This window comes from Dyadobacter sp. CY345 (assembly GCF_021502725.1).
Lineage (GTDB): Bacteria > Bacteroidota > Bacteroidia > Cytophagales > Spirosomataceae > Dyadobacter.
The window spans coordinates 1,513,793-1,530,194 of sequence record NZ_JAKFFS010000001.1 but is presented as its reverse complement, the minus strand read 5'-3'; the positions used below and the strand labels follow the sequence as shown (position 1 = coordinate 1,530,194).

Sequence of the window (16,402 nt, the reverse complement as noted above, 5' to 3'; positions counted from 1 at the left end):
AATTAACAGCACATTATAACATAAAACAGAATTAAAAATAAAGACAAACTTCTCTGACATTTTCGGAGATCACTAAAAATCTCTGAAAATATCAGAGATTTCGTAAAAGTTTTTGGATAAAAATTAAGTTTTACAATCGCCGTCAGGACGAAAAATCCTCTCTTTTTATGCCCAATTTGTTTATCCTCGATTCAAGTGTTGTCGGATTAATTGATAAGATTTTAGCTGCGCCATGCTCACCCCGGATACGTCCTTTTACTTTTTTCAAAACAGATATGATATATTCTTTTTCGGTTTGATGCTGTATTTTTTTGACATCATCAAATGACGCTATCCTCGCCTGCTGTACGTAGGTTGAATTATGTGTAACAGGCTTAGGAACAAGCGATCGCTTCAACGTCAAAACCGGCTGCCCGTCTCCGAGGATGATCGATTGCTCAATAATATTTTCCAACTCACGGATGTTTCCCGGCCAATGATAAGCATGAAATTCCGCCATCATTTGCTTGGAGATTTCCGGTAGTTTTTTATTCATTTTTGTGCAGAACTTCCTTACAAAATAATTGGACAAAGCTTCCAGATCATCTTTTCTGTCACGAAGCGGAGGAAGCTGAACCGGAAAAACGTTGAGACGATAATAAAGGTCCAGGCGAAAACGTCCTTCGGCCACCTCCTTTTCAAGATTTCGGTTCGTTGCTGCAATGATCCTGACGTTTACATAAATCGAAGTTTTACCTCCAATTCTTTCTATTTCTTTTTCCTGCAAAACACGAAGTAATTTAACCTGCATGTCGAGCGGCATTTCTCCAATTTCATCCAAAAAAATGGTCCCACCGGACGCTTGTTCAAACTTTCCGATCCTTCGTTCACTAGCACCTGTAAACGCACCTTTCTCATGCCCAAACAATTCAGATTCTATCAGGTTGGCGGGCAAAGCGGCACAATTAATCTTGACGAAAGGTTTCGTTTTGCGGGGTGACAAGTGGTGCACTGAAGAAGCAATGCGCTCCTTCCCAGTGCCGCTTTCTCCCAGGATCAATACCGAAGTATCAAAAGGAGCGACCTGCGCAATGTCGTCAAGAATGGATAATAGCAAATGATTATTTCCAACGACACCTTCAAAATCAAGCAGTTGTCCTGGATTTTCTTCCAAATTGAGTCCTGATGGATTCATCATCAACAGATGATGAACTTTCGAATTTAGCATCCCGTTTGCAGCGGCTTCCAACGATTGTTTTAAGCTTGTCAGCAGTTCCAGATGTTGCGCAGTGTAGATCGCAGGGCTGCGACTGAAAAACGAAAAATTAAAAACTCCACCGCCTGTCAAAGTCAGTGGAATATCCAGATTAGATTTTAAATTAAACGTCTTGACAATCAAACCCTTGACTGGATTTTTAATACATAATTCTTTCAGGCTTATTTCATCATACCACGCACCGCTCACTGTTGGAGGTGTTATTTCCTGCAATCTCTTAAGCTCGTGCATTTTAATTCTGGAAACGACAAGAAACTCTTCGACACCGATAAATTGATATTCATCAAAACCGATTCTCAAAAAACTTCCTCCGATATACGGAACTTCTCCTTTTTCTTTGGTACCGACAGCCAGATAATCAAAAGGAATAACTCCCTGAAATGCACGCACGATTTTCAACATTTTACTATCCCAACCCACGTCATCTGCGAGAATTTCTTCTAAAACATTTTGCAGTAAAATTTCTCTTCTGAGCTTGGATTCCAGACTATGTTCATGACGATAACGCGCAATGTCCAGACTAATCAGGACGTCTTTTTCTCGAAAAGGTTTGATTAAAAAACCATACGGCTGGGTTGCTCTTGCTTCTTCCAAGACGCTTTGATTTGAATTGGCCGAAAGGTATACAAAAGCGATATTTCGTTCGTTCAGCTGTTTTGCCAGATCAATGCCCGTCAAATTCCCTTTCAACTGGATATCGAGCAAAACCAGCAACGGATTTTGCTGATCAATAATTTCCAGGGATTCAGCCACGGATCCGGCAATCCCACAGACATTATAACCTGCCTTTTCCAGCATCAGGCACAAGTCATTGATATCATCGATCAGATGTATGTATTATTCCTTTAAGGCATCCGCATCAGTATTTCCGGATTAGCCAAAACAATTTACTTTTGCAACATACGTCCACTCTTTAATAATTTATCAACCTTCTTAATGGATTACGAAAAGCTAAATAATATGATACCCGAGACTATATCACTCGTGGATCGCCAATTATTGATTAATCAGTGCAAAATCTTATCCATTTTTGGGGATGCGCAGGAAAAGGTATTGTATGAAAGGAGAATTGAGATCTTGGAAAAAGGTTACACCGGGCTCTACCAAAAAGTTTTTAATACACTTTATGAAGAGGTGCCTATCAGCACGTATCAAGAGGTGGAAAATATTCTAAAAATGTATAACAGGATTAACGATTCAATCCGGTATCTAAATGATGAAGACAAAGAATTGCTTGACTTAGGTAGTCTCGAATTCGAAGGATTCGATGTTAATGGCGGGATGCATTATTACATGATGTCCTATCTTGTTGACCGTATGGACGAATATCACGAGTACAAAGGGAGAGAATTGAAATCCCATACGAACAGCTCCTTATCAAAATATAATAAAATGCTGCCAATTCACACAGAGTTTGAACAATTGAAAAAAGACCGATATTCCACGAGCGATCTTCAAAAATTCATCGAAGCAGTGACCGTAAAAATGAATTAAACTGACTATTTCAGAGAAATTTTGATTTTTTTCTAAAATATTTTCTAAAAATATAAAAAGTTGGAAATTGAGCCCTCTGGTTAAATTTTTACGATATTTTACAAAAAGGTCACGCGAAGAATTTTGAACTATTTGTAGTTGCAGATTTTAGAAAAATATCGGTTAATTCTTCCCATTCACCGATCACGAACCAGACGCATCAAAAAACCAAAAAATGCTTATTACAATTAACTGTACTACAATATAAATTACACGAATTTCTACTATAAAATTACTTCTAAAAGTTAATTAAGTATCAATATAAATTTTCGAAGTTTCTTCTTCATTTGACTTATTTTTAAGCCTTTCCGTAATTGCATTCTACAAAAAAAGCTGGTGATTTTGCAAAAATGAGTTAGCTTTGTGACTGAAAACCAGTTAAATGGTTCTCATAACGTTGAGTAAAATCAGACATCCCCAGGTATTGCCTAAGGGATGTTTTTTTATGCCCTTGTCACAGTAGGTAGACATGAAAAAAGCGACTACGATGAGCCGCTATACAACAATACCTAAAATTGTAACTTTTCGTAGATATGAAAAAATATAAGTTACAGAACACTCCTACTCAGATAAATCTGAAGACATTCACTTAGGTTACTTCAAACAAATTTCAAGATTTCGTCAAAAAAACCCTGAATCAATGGATAACAATTCTTTTATAATCGTTTGCAGAACGCTTCACAAACCATTCGTTATTGCTTGAACTTTTTCTCAATCCTGAAATCAGCCATACTGCACAGGCAAATGTGAATACAACAAGGATCATGAAAAAATAAGGTCCTAAAACGTCAGAATATTTAAGTAGTTGTAACATAGCGAATTAGATTTACGAGCATTTGTTCGATTTCCATTAGAAAGTAAACAATCATACCAGTAATCAAATTAATACGACCATAGTGTTAGAAACTACATTTCTGTGGAATTCTCTATCAATCAGTGTGATCTGTGAAAAAACTGTGGATAAAATTCGCAGATACTGAAATGACGAACACATTTCGTAAACCGTTGCTTACCTGGACAGAATGGTACTGAAATGTTGCCTTATCCCAAAACCTCTCCGGTCTTGAACCATAAAAAGTATTTTTTTATAATCGAAGCATCAAAAAATAAAACCACTGTAAATCAAAGAAATCTAGAATTTAGAAATTGTTTTTATTCAAGATATGATCAAAACATATTCAAATATTATAAACCTCAAAATTTTTGAAATACCTCTTCTGGATTATATTTTAATTACTTTTTGTTTCACTGCCTGCCTTATTTTAAACTTCCATAACTTTGCATCTTTTTAAGAGTGGATTGCAAATTTTATGAAAAGTGAAGCTTCAAAAACAATACGGTTAGCATTGCCCATTATCATCGGTGAACTTGCCCAAATGGCATTGCACCTGATTGACACGGCAATGGTGGGCGCCATCAGTTACAAACAGCTTGCCGCTGCGGCGCTGGTGATCAACACAATGAACATTCCTTTTGTGATTGGGATAGGTATGACCATTTCAGTTTCCCAGATGGTTTCACTTGCACACGGTAAGCGCGATGCACAACAGGTATCGCATTATTTGTTCAATGGTTTTTGCCTCTGTGCTTTGACTGCATTGCTGATTTCGTTAACGCTTGTTTTTGGAAAAAATATACTATTTCACCTCGGCCAGGATCCTGAGGTAGTTACACTTGCGCTCCCTTTTATGCAGCTGATGGGTTTGTCTATCATTCCGATGCTGCTGTTTATGACGCTCAAACAATTTACAGACGGGCTGGAATTTACTAAAACGGCGATGTTGCTTTCTTTGGCGGGAATGCCGGTGAATATTCTTCTAAACTGGCTGCTGATTTATGGTAACTGGGGCTTTCCACGCCTGGAATTGATTGGTGCAGGTTATGCCACACTGATCACCCGTTCATTCATATTTGTAGCTCTCGCAATCACGATTTTAAAACATAAAACTTTTAGCAAATACATAGCCGTTCGTAAAAATCAGTGGAAACTTCGTACAAAAACGCTGGGTGAATTGCTGCATATAGGCGTTCCAAGCAGCTTACAGATTGGTATGGAAGCCGGTGCGTTTGCTGTTTCCGGAATCATTATTGGGACAATCGGTGCGGTCGCGCAGGCAGCGCACCAGATCGCGTTGAGCAGTGCGTCATTTACGTTTATGGTTTCTATGGGATTGGCACAAGCGGGTTCTATACGGGTTAGTAACGCGATGGGACAGGCTAATTGCCTGAAGATTGCGGTTATTGGAAAAAGTACCATGATCACGGCGCTGATCTATGGAACATTTTGCGCCATCGCTTTTGCCGTTTTCCGGTATCAGCTGCCAAAAGCGTTTAATGACAACACACAGGTTCTTGACCTGGCCGCTTATTTATTACTTTTTGCAGCTGTTTTCCAGATTTCTGATAGCACCCAGGCAATTAGCGCAGGACTTTTGCGTGGGATAAAAGACGTCAAGGCACCAACTATTTTGATAGCCATCGCTTATTGGGTAATTGGCTTGCCTACTGGTTACCTCCTCGCTTTTCATTTCAATATGGGAGCACCGGGAATCTGGCTTGGTTTGATTATCGGTCTGACGCTTGCCTCTGTATTTCTGATTAGTCGTTTCCTGAAAATGGCAAAAAGAAATAACTAGAATTATCTCTATTTCCCATCAAATTGCCTCGACTTTCTAAGCATCCAAAATTTCCAGTTTCAAAAGTTCCGGGTATGGATCTCCTTCCATTCCAAGTACTTTTGCAAAAGCTGGTTCTGTTTTATATCCCCGTTGTTTCAATACAATAATTTCTTTTCTGAAATCCTCTCCCTTTTCCGCCAACAATCTATTTTCTACAAGCATATGGCGATATCCAAACTGACTTTTAGATGGAACATTTTGTCCAAAAATCTCAAATTCCAGGTGGCCAATGCGAAAATTTGCAACTGTTGTTGACTGATTGTTTATGCAAACATCGCGGATTAAAAAATCTGCTAATCGCCCAAAATATTTAATGAGTGTTTGTCTAAATACATTCTGATCCTGCCAAAAACAAATGATATCCAGATCGCTGCTATCAATATCGATCCCGATCGGAATCGTACCTACAATGATGGGATCAAAGTCTTGCAAAATATCCATTATCCCATATTTGGTGAGGATTTCATAGGCCGTTCTTTGTTTCAAATTGCCATTTCCCAGATATGAAATAGATGTAAAATCAACCATAGATTTGCTACGCGACAAATTTTTCAAGTCGCAAATTATTGCTTTTTTATTCTCTTCCGAAATATTTTAGGCTAGATTTGTAGTATGGCAAAACTTATAAATCTTAATTCCTTCAAAGAATTTCTAAGGTCAGGATCAATCGGCGGAATAATTCTGATCACCTGTGTTTTCATTTCGCTGATAATAGCAAATACCTCTCTTGGACCATCGTTTGAAAATCTTTTGGCTACCGAAATCGGGTTTAATACTGCATCAATTCACCTTCGATATTCAACATTACTCTGGATTAATGATGGCCTGATGGCGATTTTTTTCCTGCTGGTAGGGCTCGAAATTAAACGTGAACTTATTGAAGGAGAACTATCTTCGTTCAAAAAAGCATCTTTACCCATTCTTGCCGCTTTGGGTGGCGTGATTGCTCCTGCAACAATTTATTTCCTTCTGAACAAAGGCACGGAAACACAGGCCGGCTGGGGAATCCCCATGGCAACCGATATCGCTTTTGCAATTGCCATCATCACCATGTTAGGCAAAAAAGTACCTGCCTCACTGAAAATTTTCCTGGCAGCCTTGGCCATTGTTGACGATCTCATAGCTATTCTGGTGATCGCCATTTTTTATTCCTCCGACATAAATTTTGCCTATCTCGGATATGCCGCAGGTATATTTTTATTCTTGCTAGTGCTAAATAAAGCGGGAGTTAAAAATCTGGCAGCGTATCTTATCCCTGGATTATTTATCTGGTATTTTATTCATCACTCCGGTGTTCACGCGACCATCGCCGGCGTTCTTACGGCTTTTGCCATCCCTACAACGCCGGATGCCAAGGAATCTCCGCTCGAAAAACTGGAACATATTCTGGTCAATCCGGTGAATTTCATCATTATGCCGCTGTTTGCGTTATCAAATACAAATATCACTTTTCAACCTGAAATGATCGGTGGATTAACCACTATGCTCGGACTGGGCATCATTCTCGGATTGGTTTTAGGAAAACCGCTTGGGATTTTTCTTTTTTCCTGGCTGGCAGTAAAATCCGGGGTCGGACAAATTCCAAAAAAAGCATCATGGAAACATATCTTAGGCCTCGGAATGTTGGGAGGCATTGGTTTCACCATGTCTGTTTTCATCGCTTTATTATCCTTCCCCGGCGCTCAATTAATACTGGCAGAAGCCAAGTTTTCAATATTAATTGGTTCTTTATTGTCAGGAATATTGGGTTATTTATGGCTGTCTTCGCTTTCAAAAAAGAAAGCTTAGGTGATATAATTCAGTACTCGTCTTTACCGGATTGAAATTTTAGTTTTCTAGTCCATTGATAAATTTAATGATCCGGCTTTCATCGATTTCGTATTCAATTTCTTTGATAAAGGCAGAGCCAATAATAGCTGCGTCAGCATATTGGTGAACGATCCGGACATCATTTTTTGTATTAATATTGAACCCGACTGCGACCGGATTTTTCAATTTCAGATTTCCAAGCTTTTCGAAATAACCGATATTATCTTCCATTTTAGTTGAAGAGCCTGTCGTTGAACTACTTGAAACCGCATATAAAAAACCCGCTCCGGCTTCATCAATTGCTGCCAGCCTCGTGGGGCTTGTTTGTGGGGAAATCATGAAAATCGGTGCAAGATTATTTTGCTGATAGAAGTCCTGATAGTACTTTTTGAAATCTAACAAAGGAAGATCCGGCAGCAGCAGTCCGTCGACACCCAAGTCACCGCATTTTTTACAAAAATTCTCAAAACCATATTGATAAACCGGATTCATAGATCCCATCAGAACCACCGGAACGGAGATATTTTTCCGGATTACTTCCAGTTGCGAAAAAAGAAAATCCAGAGTCATACCGTTTTCCAGCGCTTTTTTATGGCTGTTTAATATAACCGGTCCGTCCATAACGGAGTCCGAAAATGGTATGCCGATTTCCACAAAATCAACACCTGCACTTTCCAGAATTTTAAGTAATTTAACCGTATCTGTCAGGTTAGGATAACCAGCCGTGAGGTAAATGCTTATCTTTTTCTTGTTGTTTTTAAAAATATTACTAAGCCGGTTTTCAGTCAGATTGCTCATAGGATTAATTTTTAGCAGCAGTATAATTAATGTAGGTTTCCAGGTCTTTGTCACCCCGCCCAGAAAGACATATCACCACGACATCTGTTAATTTGAAATGGATTTGTTCGAGAGCTGCAAGCGCATGAGCCGACTCGATCGCCGGAATAATCCCTTCGTTTTTGCTTAACATTATGCCGGCATCCAGCGCTTCTTCATCAGTAACCGGAAGAAATTTGACTCTTTCGCAATCATGCAGATAAGCATGTAACGGACCAATTCCCGGATAGTCGAGACCGGCGGATACGGAGTGTGCTTCTAAAACTTGTCCTTCCGGAGTTTGCATAAATTTCGTCTTCGATCCGTGCAGAATACCTTCTTTTCCCAACAAATTCGCCGCAGCTGAAAATCCTGAATCCAAACCTTTCCCGGCTGCTTCGGCCGCGATCAGTTTTACCTCGGGATGATCCAGAAAATGATAAAAAGAACCAGCCGCATTACTCCCGCCTCCGACACAAGCGATAACGTAATCCGGAAAATTTTTCCCTGTAAGCGATGGAACCTGATCGAGCAGTTCCTTACTGATAACGGATTGAAGCTTAGCCACCATATCAGGATAAGGGTGCGGCCCGACCACCGAACCGATCACATAAAAAGTATCATCCGGGTTATTAATCCAGTCGCGAAAAGCCTCATTTGTCGCATCCTTTAAAGTTTTACTTCCACTTTTTGCAGGAATCACTTCCGCTCCAAGAAGTTTCATCCGCTCCACATTCGGGGCTTGTCTCACCATATCCACTTCCCCCATGTAAACAACACATGGCAATTTGAGCAATGCACAGGCCATCGCAGTTGCTACGCCGTGTGATCCGGCACCGGTTTCTGCAACAATACGCCTTTTTCCGAGACGCTTTGCTACCAAAACCTGCCCAAGCGTATTGTTGATTTTATGTGAGCCGGAATGGCAAAGATCTTCCCTTTTCAGAAAAATATTGGCTCCGTATTTCTCTGATAAAAAGCCAGAAGGATATAGGGGCGTTGCGCGTCCGGCATACAAACTCAATAACCGGGAAAGCTCCTTTTGAAAATCCTGATCGTCCAGAATGACCTGATAATTCAATCTCAACTCTTCCACATTCGGATACAAAACTTCGGGCACATAGGCTCCGCCATAAGGCCCGTAAAATCCATTTTCGTCAACTTGATAAGACATGATTTATTGAGGATTAGATAATAAAAAAAAGGCTCCCTGCGAACAGAGAGCCTAATATAGATCAGAAAATAATATTCTAACAGGAAAGCCAGCGTTCACAATACCAGAGTTGGGTATTGCGCCACCAGAAAGAAATTGTAAAAATTGTGCTTCGCTTTTTCATGCTGTAAATGTAACAACGAAATCTTATATAATGCAAGTGAAATGATCAAATAAATTCTTAAATGATCAAAATAATTCAATCACATCACTTCCCTGAATAGTTTCTTGATCACATCAGTTTCTTCGTGATACATGTTTTTCTTCCTTGTACCGAAATACAAAGTATTGATCAACTTAGTTTTGCCTTCCCACAAAAGTTTTATCTGGCCGTTGTCAACTTCCTTTTTGCAAAGAAAATCAGGAATAATAGCAAGGCCAATGCCACTGGTCAGGCAGCGGACAATCGAGTTTAGGTTTGGGACGATATAATTGGGACGAAAATCGGGATATTTGTTAAAATTGAGCTGCCAGAATTTCCGGAGATGTTCCATGTCTCCGGTTGTGCCATACCATTTTTGTTGTTTCAGCCATTTTTCCAAAGTTTCCGGATTTTTCTCCATCAGGATCTCATCAAGTTTTTCGTGATCAATTTCATTACCACCAACCAACACAATGGTTTCAGATGAAAAAGCTTCATGTTCAATATCTACGCTGGTCCCCTTCTGTGGCGTGATGATAAGGTCAAGGATACCCTTTTCAAGATTGTCGAGCATTTCGGGATACTGGCCAAACTGAATGATCACGTTGAAAGGCAAGGTTGAAATATATTGCTCCAAAGTAATCTGAAAAGTTTCGAAACACATGCCGACACTGATGGTCGGTGTTTGCTTTTCGGTGCTTTTCTGAAAATTCTTTTCTGCTTCTTCAAGTTTTGTAAGTGGCTCTATTATGAAATTATAGAATACCTTTCCACGTTCTGTCGGGATCATTTTTCTGGCTGTCCGATCAAATAATTTATAACCCACGTAACTTTCCAGAGAACTCAAATGAAGGCTCACGCCAGGCTGTGAAATAAATAAAGTCTCCGCTGCACCCGTCAGGGTGCCCGTTGCGTAAATAGCTTTGAAAGTCCTGTACCATTCCAGATTCACCATCTCGTAACTATCATTTAAATAATACCAAGGTATAAAAGTACTTATTTTTATGATAATACTTTTCATCCCAACTTTGTGAAAAGATTTTTGTGGCGTCGCTGCAAACTATTAAAAATTAAAAATCAATCAACATGTCAATAAAAAATGTTTTCATCACCGGGGCGACAGGTTATATCGGAGGATCTGTTGCCACTCTTCTTCTTAAAAAAGGTTACAGTGTTTCTGCATTAGTCAGAAAACAGGCGGATGCGGAAAAATTAAGTGCATTAGGAATGACACCCGTGATGGGCTCGATCCATGACATGCCCATTTTACGGAAAGCTGCTGTTGATGCCGATGCGGTTATCCACACAGCGGACGCGGATGATGTATATTCCGTGATCACTTTTCTGGAAGAATTAAAAGGCACAGGCAAGACTTTCATTTTTACATCCGGATCAAGCCTGGTTGGCGACAACGCGAAAGGAGAGTTGAACAATTTCGTATTTTCAGAAGACATTCCCGTAGAGCCAAGATTGGAAAAACTACATCGGGTGGCACTAAATAATCACATTCTGGCTGCCGCAAAGGAAAATATCCGTACGATTGTTTTAGTCCCAACTATGATCTACGGAACAGGGACTGGTATCAAACCGGACAGTATTCAGATACCGATGCTGATCGAAATTGCGAAAGAAAAGCAGGCCGGTATATACATTGAAAAAGGCGAGAATAAATGGTCAAACATCCATATTGAAGATCTTGCCGAACTGTATGTACTAGCACTCGAAAAGGCTTCTGCCGGCTCGTGTTTTTACACAGAGAACGGAAATGCATCTTTAAAAGATATTGCAATAAGTATCAGCAAACTATTAAATTTTCAGGGAAAAACTGAATCAATCACACTGGATAGTGCTATCGCAAAATGGGGACCAGATGCGGCGGCATTCGGTTTCGCTTCGAACAGCCTGGTAAGCTCTGACAAAGCGAAAAAGCTTCTAGGCTGGCAACCAAAATACGATTCCATCTTGAATGATATTGAAGATGGTTCTTATAAAGCCATCCATCAGTAGTGTTAAAATCTAATTATCCCGACTGATAATTTCTCCATAATCCCGGTTAATGCTTTCTACCAGAATGTTGTTAACCGGGATTATTTTGTTGCGGTTCATCACCAGTAAATAAGATGGGGTAGAACTAATTTGGTTTTTTGACAAGATTTTCTATAATTACTATGTTTCTCACCAATATGAACCATCTCTAGCATTATGAAAATTATTGAAAAAAAGCCCTCTGTCATGGGGCTCAACAGTGATTCCTATCTTCAATATTTAGTCCTGCGTTATGTGCACAATTCTGAAAACCCAAAGTGGGAATCGTTAAAATGCCTGGACACTGACGAGATTGCTTCGGAAACCTGGATTGAGCTTCACAACATTGCAAAATCAGATGTAGAAAATCAGGGAGGAAGTTTGAAAGGTTATGAATTTGTAAACGATGAACTGATTATACATGAAAAGATCAATTCAGATTGCTGGCCGAAAAACTGGATGTGGGTGATTGAATCTTAAACGTCAAATATGATTTATAAAAAAATTAAAGACAAAGAGGGCAGTGGTTTATATCGCTGCCCTCTTTGTCTTTAAAAAATAACCTATCTATTACTTGACAGCTTTAAAGATATACTCTTTTCCGGGTTCAGTTTCAAAATCAACGGCAAGACTTCCCTTTTTAACTAAAACCATTTCCGCTGCTACTGGTTGAATACTTTTGAAAAAAGGATTTTTATTTTCTCCCTTTGCTGGCGTTAATCTCCCTTTTCCCGATACTTTTAACGAGTTGGGTATACCAATTCTGCAATTACCTCCTAGTTTTGATCTTATAATCAACGAAGTAATTTTGCGATTAGCCCAGGCAACGTCTACCTCAAAACCTCCTCGGGCTTTCAAACCTTTCACTTCACCGCTTCCCCAATCATCGGGAATAGCCGGCAAAAAATTAATTAACCCGTCATGACTTTGGATAAGCATCTCTGTGATTCCCGAAGTACCACCAAAATTTCCGTCGATCTGAAACGGCGGGTGTGCATCAAATAAATTGGGGTAGGTGCCACCACCGTTAGCGTAATTTGTGCCCTCCACACCTGTCAGTTTCAATTGTTCGCGAATCAATTTATAAGCATGATTCCCGTCGAGTAACCTGGCCCAGATATTAATTTTCCAGCCTTTACTCCATCCAGTGCCTCCGTCTCCGCGAAGTTCCATGGTTCGCCTGGCAGCATTGGCATAAACCGGAGATTTTAGAGGCGAGATCTGCCGTCCGGGAAATAGTCCAAACAAGTGTGAGATATGCCTGTGCTCTGGTTCGGTGTCTTCCCAATCCTTGGACCATTCCTGAAGATTTCCTTTTTTTCCTACCTGCAAAGGAAATAATTGGCTCCGTTTCTCAATCAGTATCTTTCTAAAATCAGCATCATTATCCAGGCGCTCAGACGCCTCGATCAGGTTTGTAAATAAATCCCAGATAATGGACATATCCATAGTCGTCGCCACAGAAACGGATCCTTTAAAACCTTTTTCGGTCAGGAAAATATTTTCAGGTGTTGTTGACGGCGCAGTTACAAGTTTGCCATTTTTATCTTTGATAAGCCAATCAATGCAAAACAAGGCCGCAGATTTCATCAAAGGATAAGCCGTTTTTGATAGAAATTCTTTGTTGCCCGTAAACTGATAATGCTCCCATAAATGCTGGCAAAGCCAGGCGCCTCCCATTGGCCAGTTTGCCCAGGATGGACTGCCACCCACCGGATTTGAAGTTGCCCAGATATCAGAATTGTGGTGAACGACCCAACCATTTGCGTTATAAAAGTTTTTCGCTGTCTCTTTCCCGGTCACCTCCATGTCCTTGATAATGTCCAGTAAAGGCGTATGCAGTTCTGAAAGATTTGCAGTTTCTGCCATCCAGTAGTTCATCTGCGCATTGATATTCGTCGTAAAATTACTACTCCAAGGCGGCCGGACTTCGTGGCTCCAGATACCCTGTAAGTTGGCTGGTACTCCGTTCGGGCGAGAGCTGGAAATAAGTAAATAACGACCAAACTGAAAATACAATGATTCCAGACCCGGATCTTTTGCACCCTCAGTATAGTTTTTCAAACGCTCGTCCATCGGCAGATCCACCTTTGGATTGCCGTTTAAAACGAGGTTTACACGGTTATAATATTTCTGATAATCGGCAACATGATCATTCTTCAGGGCGCCATAACTTTTTGAGCCGGACGATTTCAGATAACCTTCAACGAGCTTCACTTCATCCTTCCCTTCCTTATCCGGACATTTATCAAATCCATTAAAACTTGTAGCAGCAGAAACTAAAAGAATCACTTCACTCGCATCACGCACGTGCAAGCCCGAACTGTCAGAAGTCACTTCTCCATCAGATTCCTTTACCTTCATCCGGAGCTCAAACCGCATACCTCTGCATCTGGACGGATCGTTATAGATCACCGGAATTTCCATCGTCTGAATGTAATTTGGATCCGTATGAGAGGGCGCCTGCCCTTTCATAGCCACTTCATCTTTTGCAATACTGACGTTTGTATATATCAATTGACTTTTTGTCGAAGCCGAAAAGTTTAGCGCACCTTTTTTACCTGCTTTTAATTTAATAACCATCAGCTGATCAGGCGCTGAAATGAATATCTCGCGACTGTATTCTATACCATCGACGGTAAACGTTGTCATTGATGTTGCATTCGATATATCAAGTTCTCGTCGATATGCTGTCGGAGTTCCTGCAAAATCCTGCCTGATCATCAGATCACCGAGAGGCTCATAGGATTCTGTAAACAACCCTTGCATGTTTTTTGTAAGTTCCTCCGCAAGTTTATAGTCTTCGTTTTCCAGTGCCTTACGTATTTGAGGCAGAAATTTTACCGCACCCGGATTGGGATTCGGGTTGACCGGTCCGCCAGACCAAAGCGTTTCTTCATTTAGCTGAATTAGTTCTTCATTGACCCCACCAAAGACCATCGCTCCTATTCTTCCATTGCCGATCGGCAAAGCTTCGTTCCAGTTTCTGGCCGGTTGCCTGTACCAAAGTTTTAAATCCTGCTGAGCAAAAAGCTTCGGGGAAGTCAGGACGAAGATCAGGAGGGCTATGAAGACAATACGGCACCTAATCATTTTAAAATGTATTGTTTTTAATCGTAAACGCATATATATTATCGGCAATAGTGTTAGTGAACAAAGTCTTCGACGCGATTTTCTACTTTTCTATAATTCAAAAATGGCATACCGCCCAGTGTGGTCGATATGCCATTTTCGCTATAAATCTATTTTTAAAAATCGTTGAATTGTAAATCAACTATTTAAGGGTTCAGGAACAGACATATAGAAATGCTCAGTAACCAGGATTTTGCTTTAAAACCGGATTAAGCTGCAATGCGACTCTCGGAATTGGGAAGATACGGTGATTTACGTCAGCATCTGTTTTAAAACCCCATTTTCCTTCATATTTTCCAAAGCGGATCATATCATTTCTGCGCCAGCCTTCCCATGCAAACTCACGCGCTCTTTCTGCGTAAATAAATTCCAGATCAACGCTTGCCAAAGCAGGAGCTGTTGTTCTTTCCGCACGAAGCTGATTAACCAAAAGTAAAGGCGTATGGCCGAGTGTCGCAGCTCCGCCTCGCAAAATTGCCTCGGCTTTCATGAGAACAATATCGGAATAACGGAAAATAGGAATATCATTATTCTGATTTCTGTTCAAAGAAGTTGCGTCAGGGTAAAACTTGATATTCCTGTAACCCATGTGCCATGCAATTTCATCGTTTCCCGCATCAAAGGCAGTAACATCTTGTCTCAGGATAACTTGTGGAGTCAAATTTACCTGATATGTATACGGCGCCGACGGGCCGTCGCCTTTGTAAAACTGATCATAACCGATGTTCGTCGTCGTTACGGTCACAGGAGTTACACCGTCGTTCATGAATTGAAGGCCTGTAAGCCATTGGCCGTTTCTGACATCGTCTTTGTCGTTAAAATTTGCGTAGAATTCCGGCAATGTGCTCGCGCATCCGGCTGGCGTGAACGGAAGACTAAATTTCTTATTTTCGCTTCTCGGTACGTCATATCTTGATCGGTTATTTACCGAACGGAAAGGAAACGTGTTGGTTGCCGCAGGGTCATACGGGATAGCAAAAATGAATTCCTTCATCTGCGGGCCATTTGTAGGATAGAACATTTTCAGATAACTGCTCTTTGGTTCCAGCGCATATAACCCCGAACTCATGATCTTGTCACAAGCCGCAATACAATCGTCATAGCGTTTTGTGCCTGTGTAATATTCCGCGTTCAGGTACATTTTTGCCAACAAAGCATAAGCCGTCCATTTGTTTGCTCTGCCGTAAGTAGGCACGCCCGAAACATCGCTTAAATAAGGCAAAGCATCATTGATTTCCTTTTCGATAAAATTGAAAACCTCTGCACGCGGTGTATTGGTGCGTGGGGTAAAATCGCCGTATAGCGAGTCAAGCGGTACGTTTCCATAATTATCCATCATCATGAAATAAGAAAATGCGCGCACCATTTTAATCTCGGCAAGCCCGGTTAGTTTCGCCGGACCATCCGGCATTTTTGACCTGAGAATAGAAATGGTTTGATTCGAAACTCCGATAATTGTAGACATCCAGGTCCAGTTGCCATTGATGTAACTGTTGTCGACCGTCCAGTTGTGGTAATGAAATGTCTGGTTCTGGCCACCGTCATACCAGTTTCCACCTCTCGCAGGCATAATGCCTTCGTCGGTAGTGTATGATTGCTGCTGAAAATATTCCGCTCCGAAATTTCCTCTTAATGCAACATAGGCAGGCCCTGAGGCAGAAATGTATTGTTCCGCAGATGTTGGAAAAACGTCCGTTGTGAGCTCGGTTGTTACCGGCACTTCCAGGTCATGGCAGGAAACCATAACAACAGCCAGCACAGCAGACGATAATATTTTGATATATGATCTTTTCATGATT

13 protein-coding genes are annotated in these 16,402 nt (G+C 40.7%); 5 read left to right on the top strand and 8 right to left on the bottom strand.

All coding sequences use genetic code 11. From position 1 onward, the window contains the following. Positions 1–142 precede the first annotated feature (142 nt). On the bottom strand, positions 143–2,053 hold the full coding sequence (locus L0657_RS06390; RefSeq protein WP_235149586.1) for a sigma 54-interacting transcriptional regulator: 1,911 nt from the start codon (positions 2,051–2,053) through the stop codon (positions 143–145). A 138-nt stretch (positions 2,054–2,191) separates the two neighbouring features. On the opposite strand from L0657_RS06390, the gene L0657_RS06385 reads away from it, so the two are divergent. Further along, positions 2,192–2,749: a YfbU family protein gene (locus L0657_RS06385; protein WP_235149585.1), complete on the top strand. Its 558-nt coding sequence runs from the start codon at positions 2,192–2,194 to the stop codon at positions 2,747–2,749. Positions 2,750–3,425: 676 nt separating this feature from the next. Here the strand turns inward: L0657_RS06385 and L0657_RS06380 are convergent. Then, positions 3,426–3,602 (bottom strand): hypothetical protein, encoded by a 177-nt coding sequence (locus L0657_RS06380; protein ID WP_235149584.1) that lies wholly within the window; start codon positions 3,600–3,602, stop codon positions 3,426–3,428. A 496-nt stretch (positions 3,603–4,098) separates the two neighbouring features. Here L0657_RS06380 and L0657_RS06375 point away from each other — a divergent pair, with 496 nt between their 5' ends. Continuing rightward, complete coding sequence (locus tag L0657_RS06375) at positions 4,099–5,424, top strand: MATE family efflux transporter (RefSeq protein ID WP_235149583.1); 1,326 nt, start codon at positions 4,099–4,101, stop codon at positions 5,422–5,424. A gap of 36 nt (positions 5,425–5,460) precedes the next feature. Here the strand turns inward: L0657_RS06375 and L0657_RS06370 are convergent, their stop codons facing one another. After that, positions 5,461–5,994 (bottom strand): DUF4269 domain-containing protein, encoded by a 534-nt coding sequence (locus tag L0657_RS06370; protein ID WP_235149582.1) that lies wholly within the window; start codon positions 5,992–5,994, stop codon positions 5,461–5,463. A gap of 84 nt (positions 5,995–6,078) precedes the next feature. Here L0657_RS06370 and nhaA point away from each other — a divergent pair, with 84 nt between their 5' ends. Continuing rightward, a complete protein-coding gene (gene nhaA, locus L0657_RS06365) occupies positions 6,079–7,254 on the top strand; it encodes a Na+/H+ antiporter NhaA (protein ID WP_235149581.1) in 1,176 nt (391 codons plus the stop codon). A gap of 39 nt (positions 7,255–7,293) precedes the next feature. Here the strand turns inward: nhaA and trpA are convergent, their stop codons facing one another. From trpA to L0657_RS06350, 3 genes are all read right to left on the bottom strand, one after another. After that, positions 7,294–8,073: a tryptophan synthase subunit alpha gene (gene trpA / locus L0657_RS06360; RefSeq protein WP_235149580.1), complete on the bottom strand. Its 780-nt coding sequence runs from the start codon at positions 8,071–8,073 to the stop codon at positions 7,294–7,296. Between the two features lie 4 nt (positions 8,074–8,077). Then, positions 8,078–9,265, bottom strand: a complete 1,188-nt coding sequence (trpB, locus tag L0657_RS06355) for a tryptophan synthase subunit beta (protein ID WP_235149579.1) — start codon at positions 9,263–9,265, stop codon at positions 8,078–8,080. Between the two features lie 242 nt (positions 9,266–9,507). Beyond that, the gene (locus L0657_RS06350; RefSeq protein ID WP_235149578.1) at positions 9,508–10,467 is read right to left on the bottom strand and encodes a LysR family transcriptional regulator; all 960 of its coding nucleotides are present in this window, start codon (positions 10,465–10,467) and stop codon (positions 9,508–9,510) included. A gap of 65 nt (positions 10,468–10,532) precedes the next feature. On the opposite strand from L0657_RS06350, the gene L0657_RS06345 reads away from it, so the two are divergent. Together L0657_RS06345 and L0657_RS06340 are read left to right on the top strand one after the other, a co-directional pair. Then, positions 10,533–11,453, top strand: coding sequence for an NAD-dependent epimerase/dehydratase family protein (locus tag L0657_RS06345; protein ID WP_235149577.1), 921 nt, complete (start codon positions 10,533–10,535; stop codon positions 11,451–11,453). A 195-nt stretch (positions 11,454–11,648) separates the two neighbouring features. After that, entirely contained in the window at positions 11,649–11,951 is a 303-nt protein-coding gene (locus L0657_RS06340) for a hypothetical protein (protein ID WP_235149576.1), read from the top strand. 90 nt (positions 11,952–12,041) lie between these two features. On the opposite strand, the gene L0657_RS06335 is transcribed toward L0657_RS06340, so the two are convergent. Both L0657_RS06335 and L0657_RS06330 read right to left on the bottom strand, forming a co-directional pair. Next, positions 12,042–14,564 carry a glycosyl hydrolase family 95 catalytic domain-containing protein gene (locus L0657_RS06335; RefSeq protein WP_235149575.1) on the bottom strand — a complete coding sequence of 841 codons (2,523 nt, stop codon included), beginning with the start codon at positions 14,562–14,564 and terminating at the stop codon, positions 12,042–12,044. Between the two features lie 217 nt (positions 14,565–14,781). Then, positions 14,782–16,398, bottom strand: a complete 1,617-nt coding sequence (locus tag L0657_RS06330; RefSeq protein ID WP_235149574.1) for a RagB/SusD family nutrient uptake outer membrane protein — start codon at positions 16,396–16,398, stop codon at positions 14,782–14,784. Positions 16,399–16,402: the final 4 nt, after the last annotated feature.

Bases quoted from the DNA above. Each gene is read 5' to 3' on its own strand.
- L0657_RS06385 (WP_235149585.1), top strand. From the start codon at position 2,192: ATGGATTACGAAAAGCTAAATAATATGATACCCGAGACTATATCACTC.
- L0657_RS06335 (WP_235149575.1), bottom strand. From the start codon at position 14,564: ATGATTAGGTGCCGTATTGTCTTCATAGCCCTCCTGATCTTCGTCCTG.
- nhaA (WP_235149581.1), top strand. From the start codon at position 6,079: ATGGCAAAACTTATAAATCTTAATTCCTTCAAAGAATTTCTAAGGTCA.
- L0657_RS06380 (WP_235149584.1), bottom strand. From the start codon at position 3,602: ATGTTACAACTACTTAAATATTCTGACGTTTTAGGACCTTATTTTTTC.
- L0657_RS06390 (WP_235149586.1), bottom strand. From the start codon at position 2,053: ATGCTGGAAAAGGCAGGTTATAATGTCTGTGGGATTGCCGGATCCGTG.
- trpB (WP_235149579.1), bottom strand. From the start codon at position 9,265: ATGTCTTATCAAGTTGACGAAAATGGATTTTACGGGCCTTATGGCGGA.
- L0657_RS06350 (WP_235149578.1), bottom strand. From the start codon at position 10,467: ATGAAAAGTATTATCATAAAAATAAGTACTTTTATACCTTGGTATTAT.
- L0657_RS06375 (WP_235149583.1), top strand. From the start codon at position 4,099: ATGAAAAGTGAAGCTTCAAAAACAATACGGTTAGCATTGCCCATTATC.
- L0657_RS06370 (WP_235149582.1), bottom strand. From the start codon at position 5,994: ATGGTTGATTTTACATCTATTTCATATCTGGGAAATGGCAATTTGAAA.
- L0657_RS06330 (WP_235149574.1), bottom strand. From the start codon at position 16,398: ATGAAAAGATCATATATCAAAATATTATCGTCTGCTGTGCTGGCTGTT.
- L0657_RS06345 (WP_235149577.1), top strand. From the start codon at position 10,533: ATGTCAATAAAAAATGTTTTCATCACCGGGGCGACAGGTTATATCGGA.
- trpA (WP_235149580.1), bottom strand. From the start codon at position 8,073: ATGAGCAATCTGACTGAAAACCGGCTTAGTAATATTTTTAAAAACAAC.
- L0657_RS06340 (WP_235149576.1), top strand. From the start codon at position 11,649: ATGAAAATTATTGAAAAAAAGCCCTCTGTCATGGGGCTCAACAGTGAT.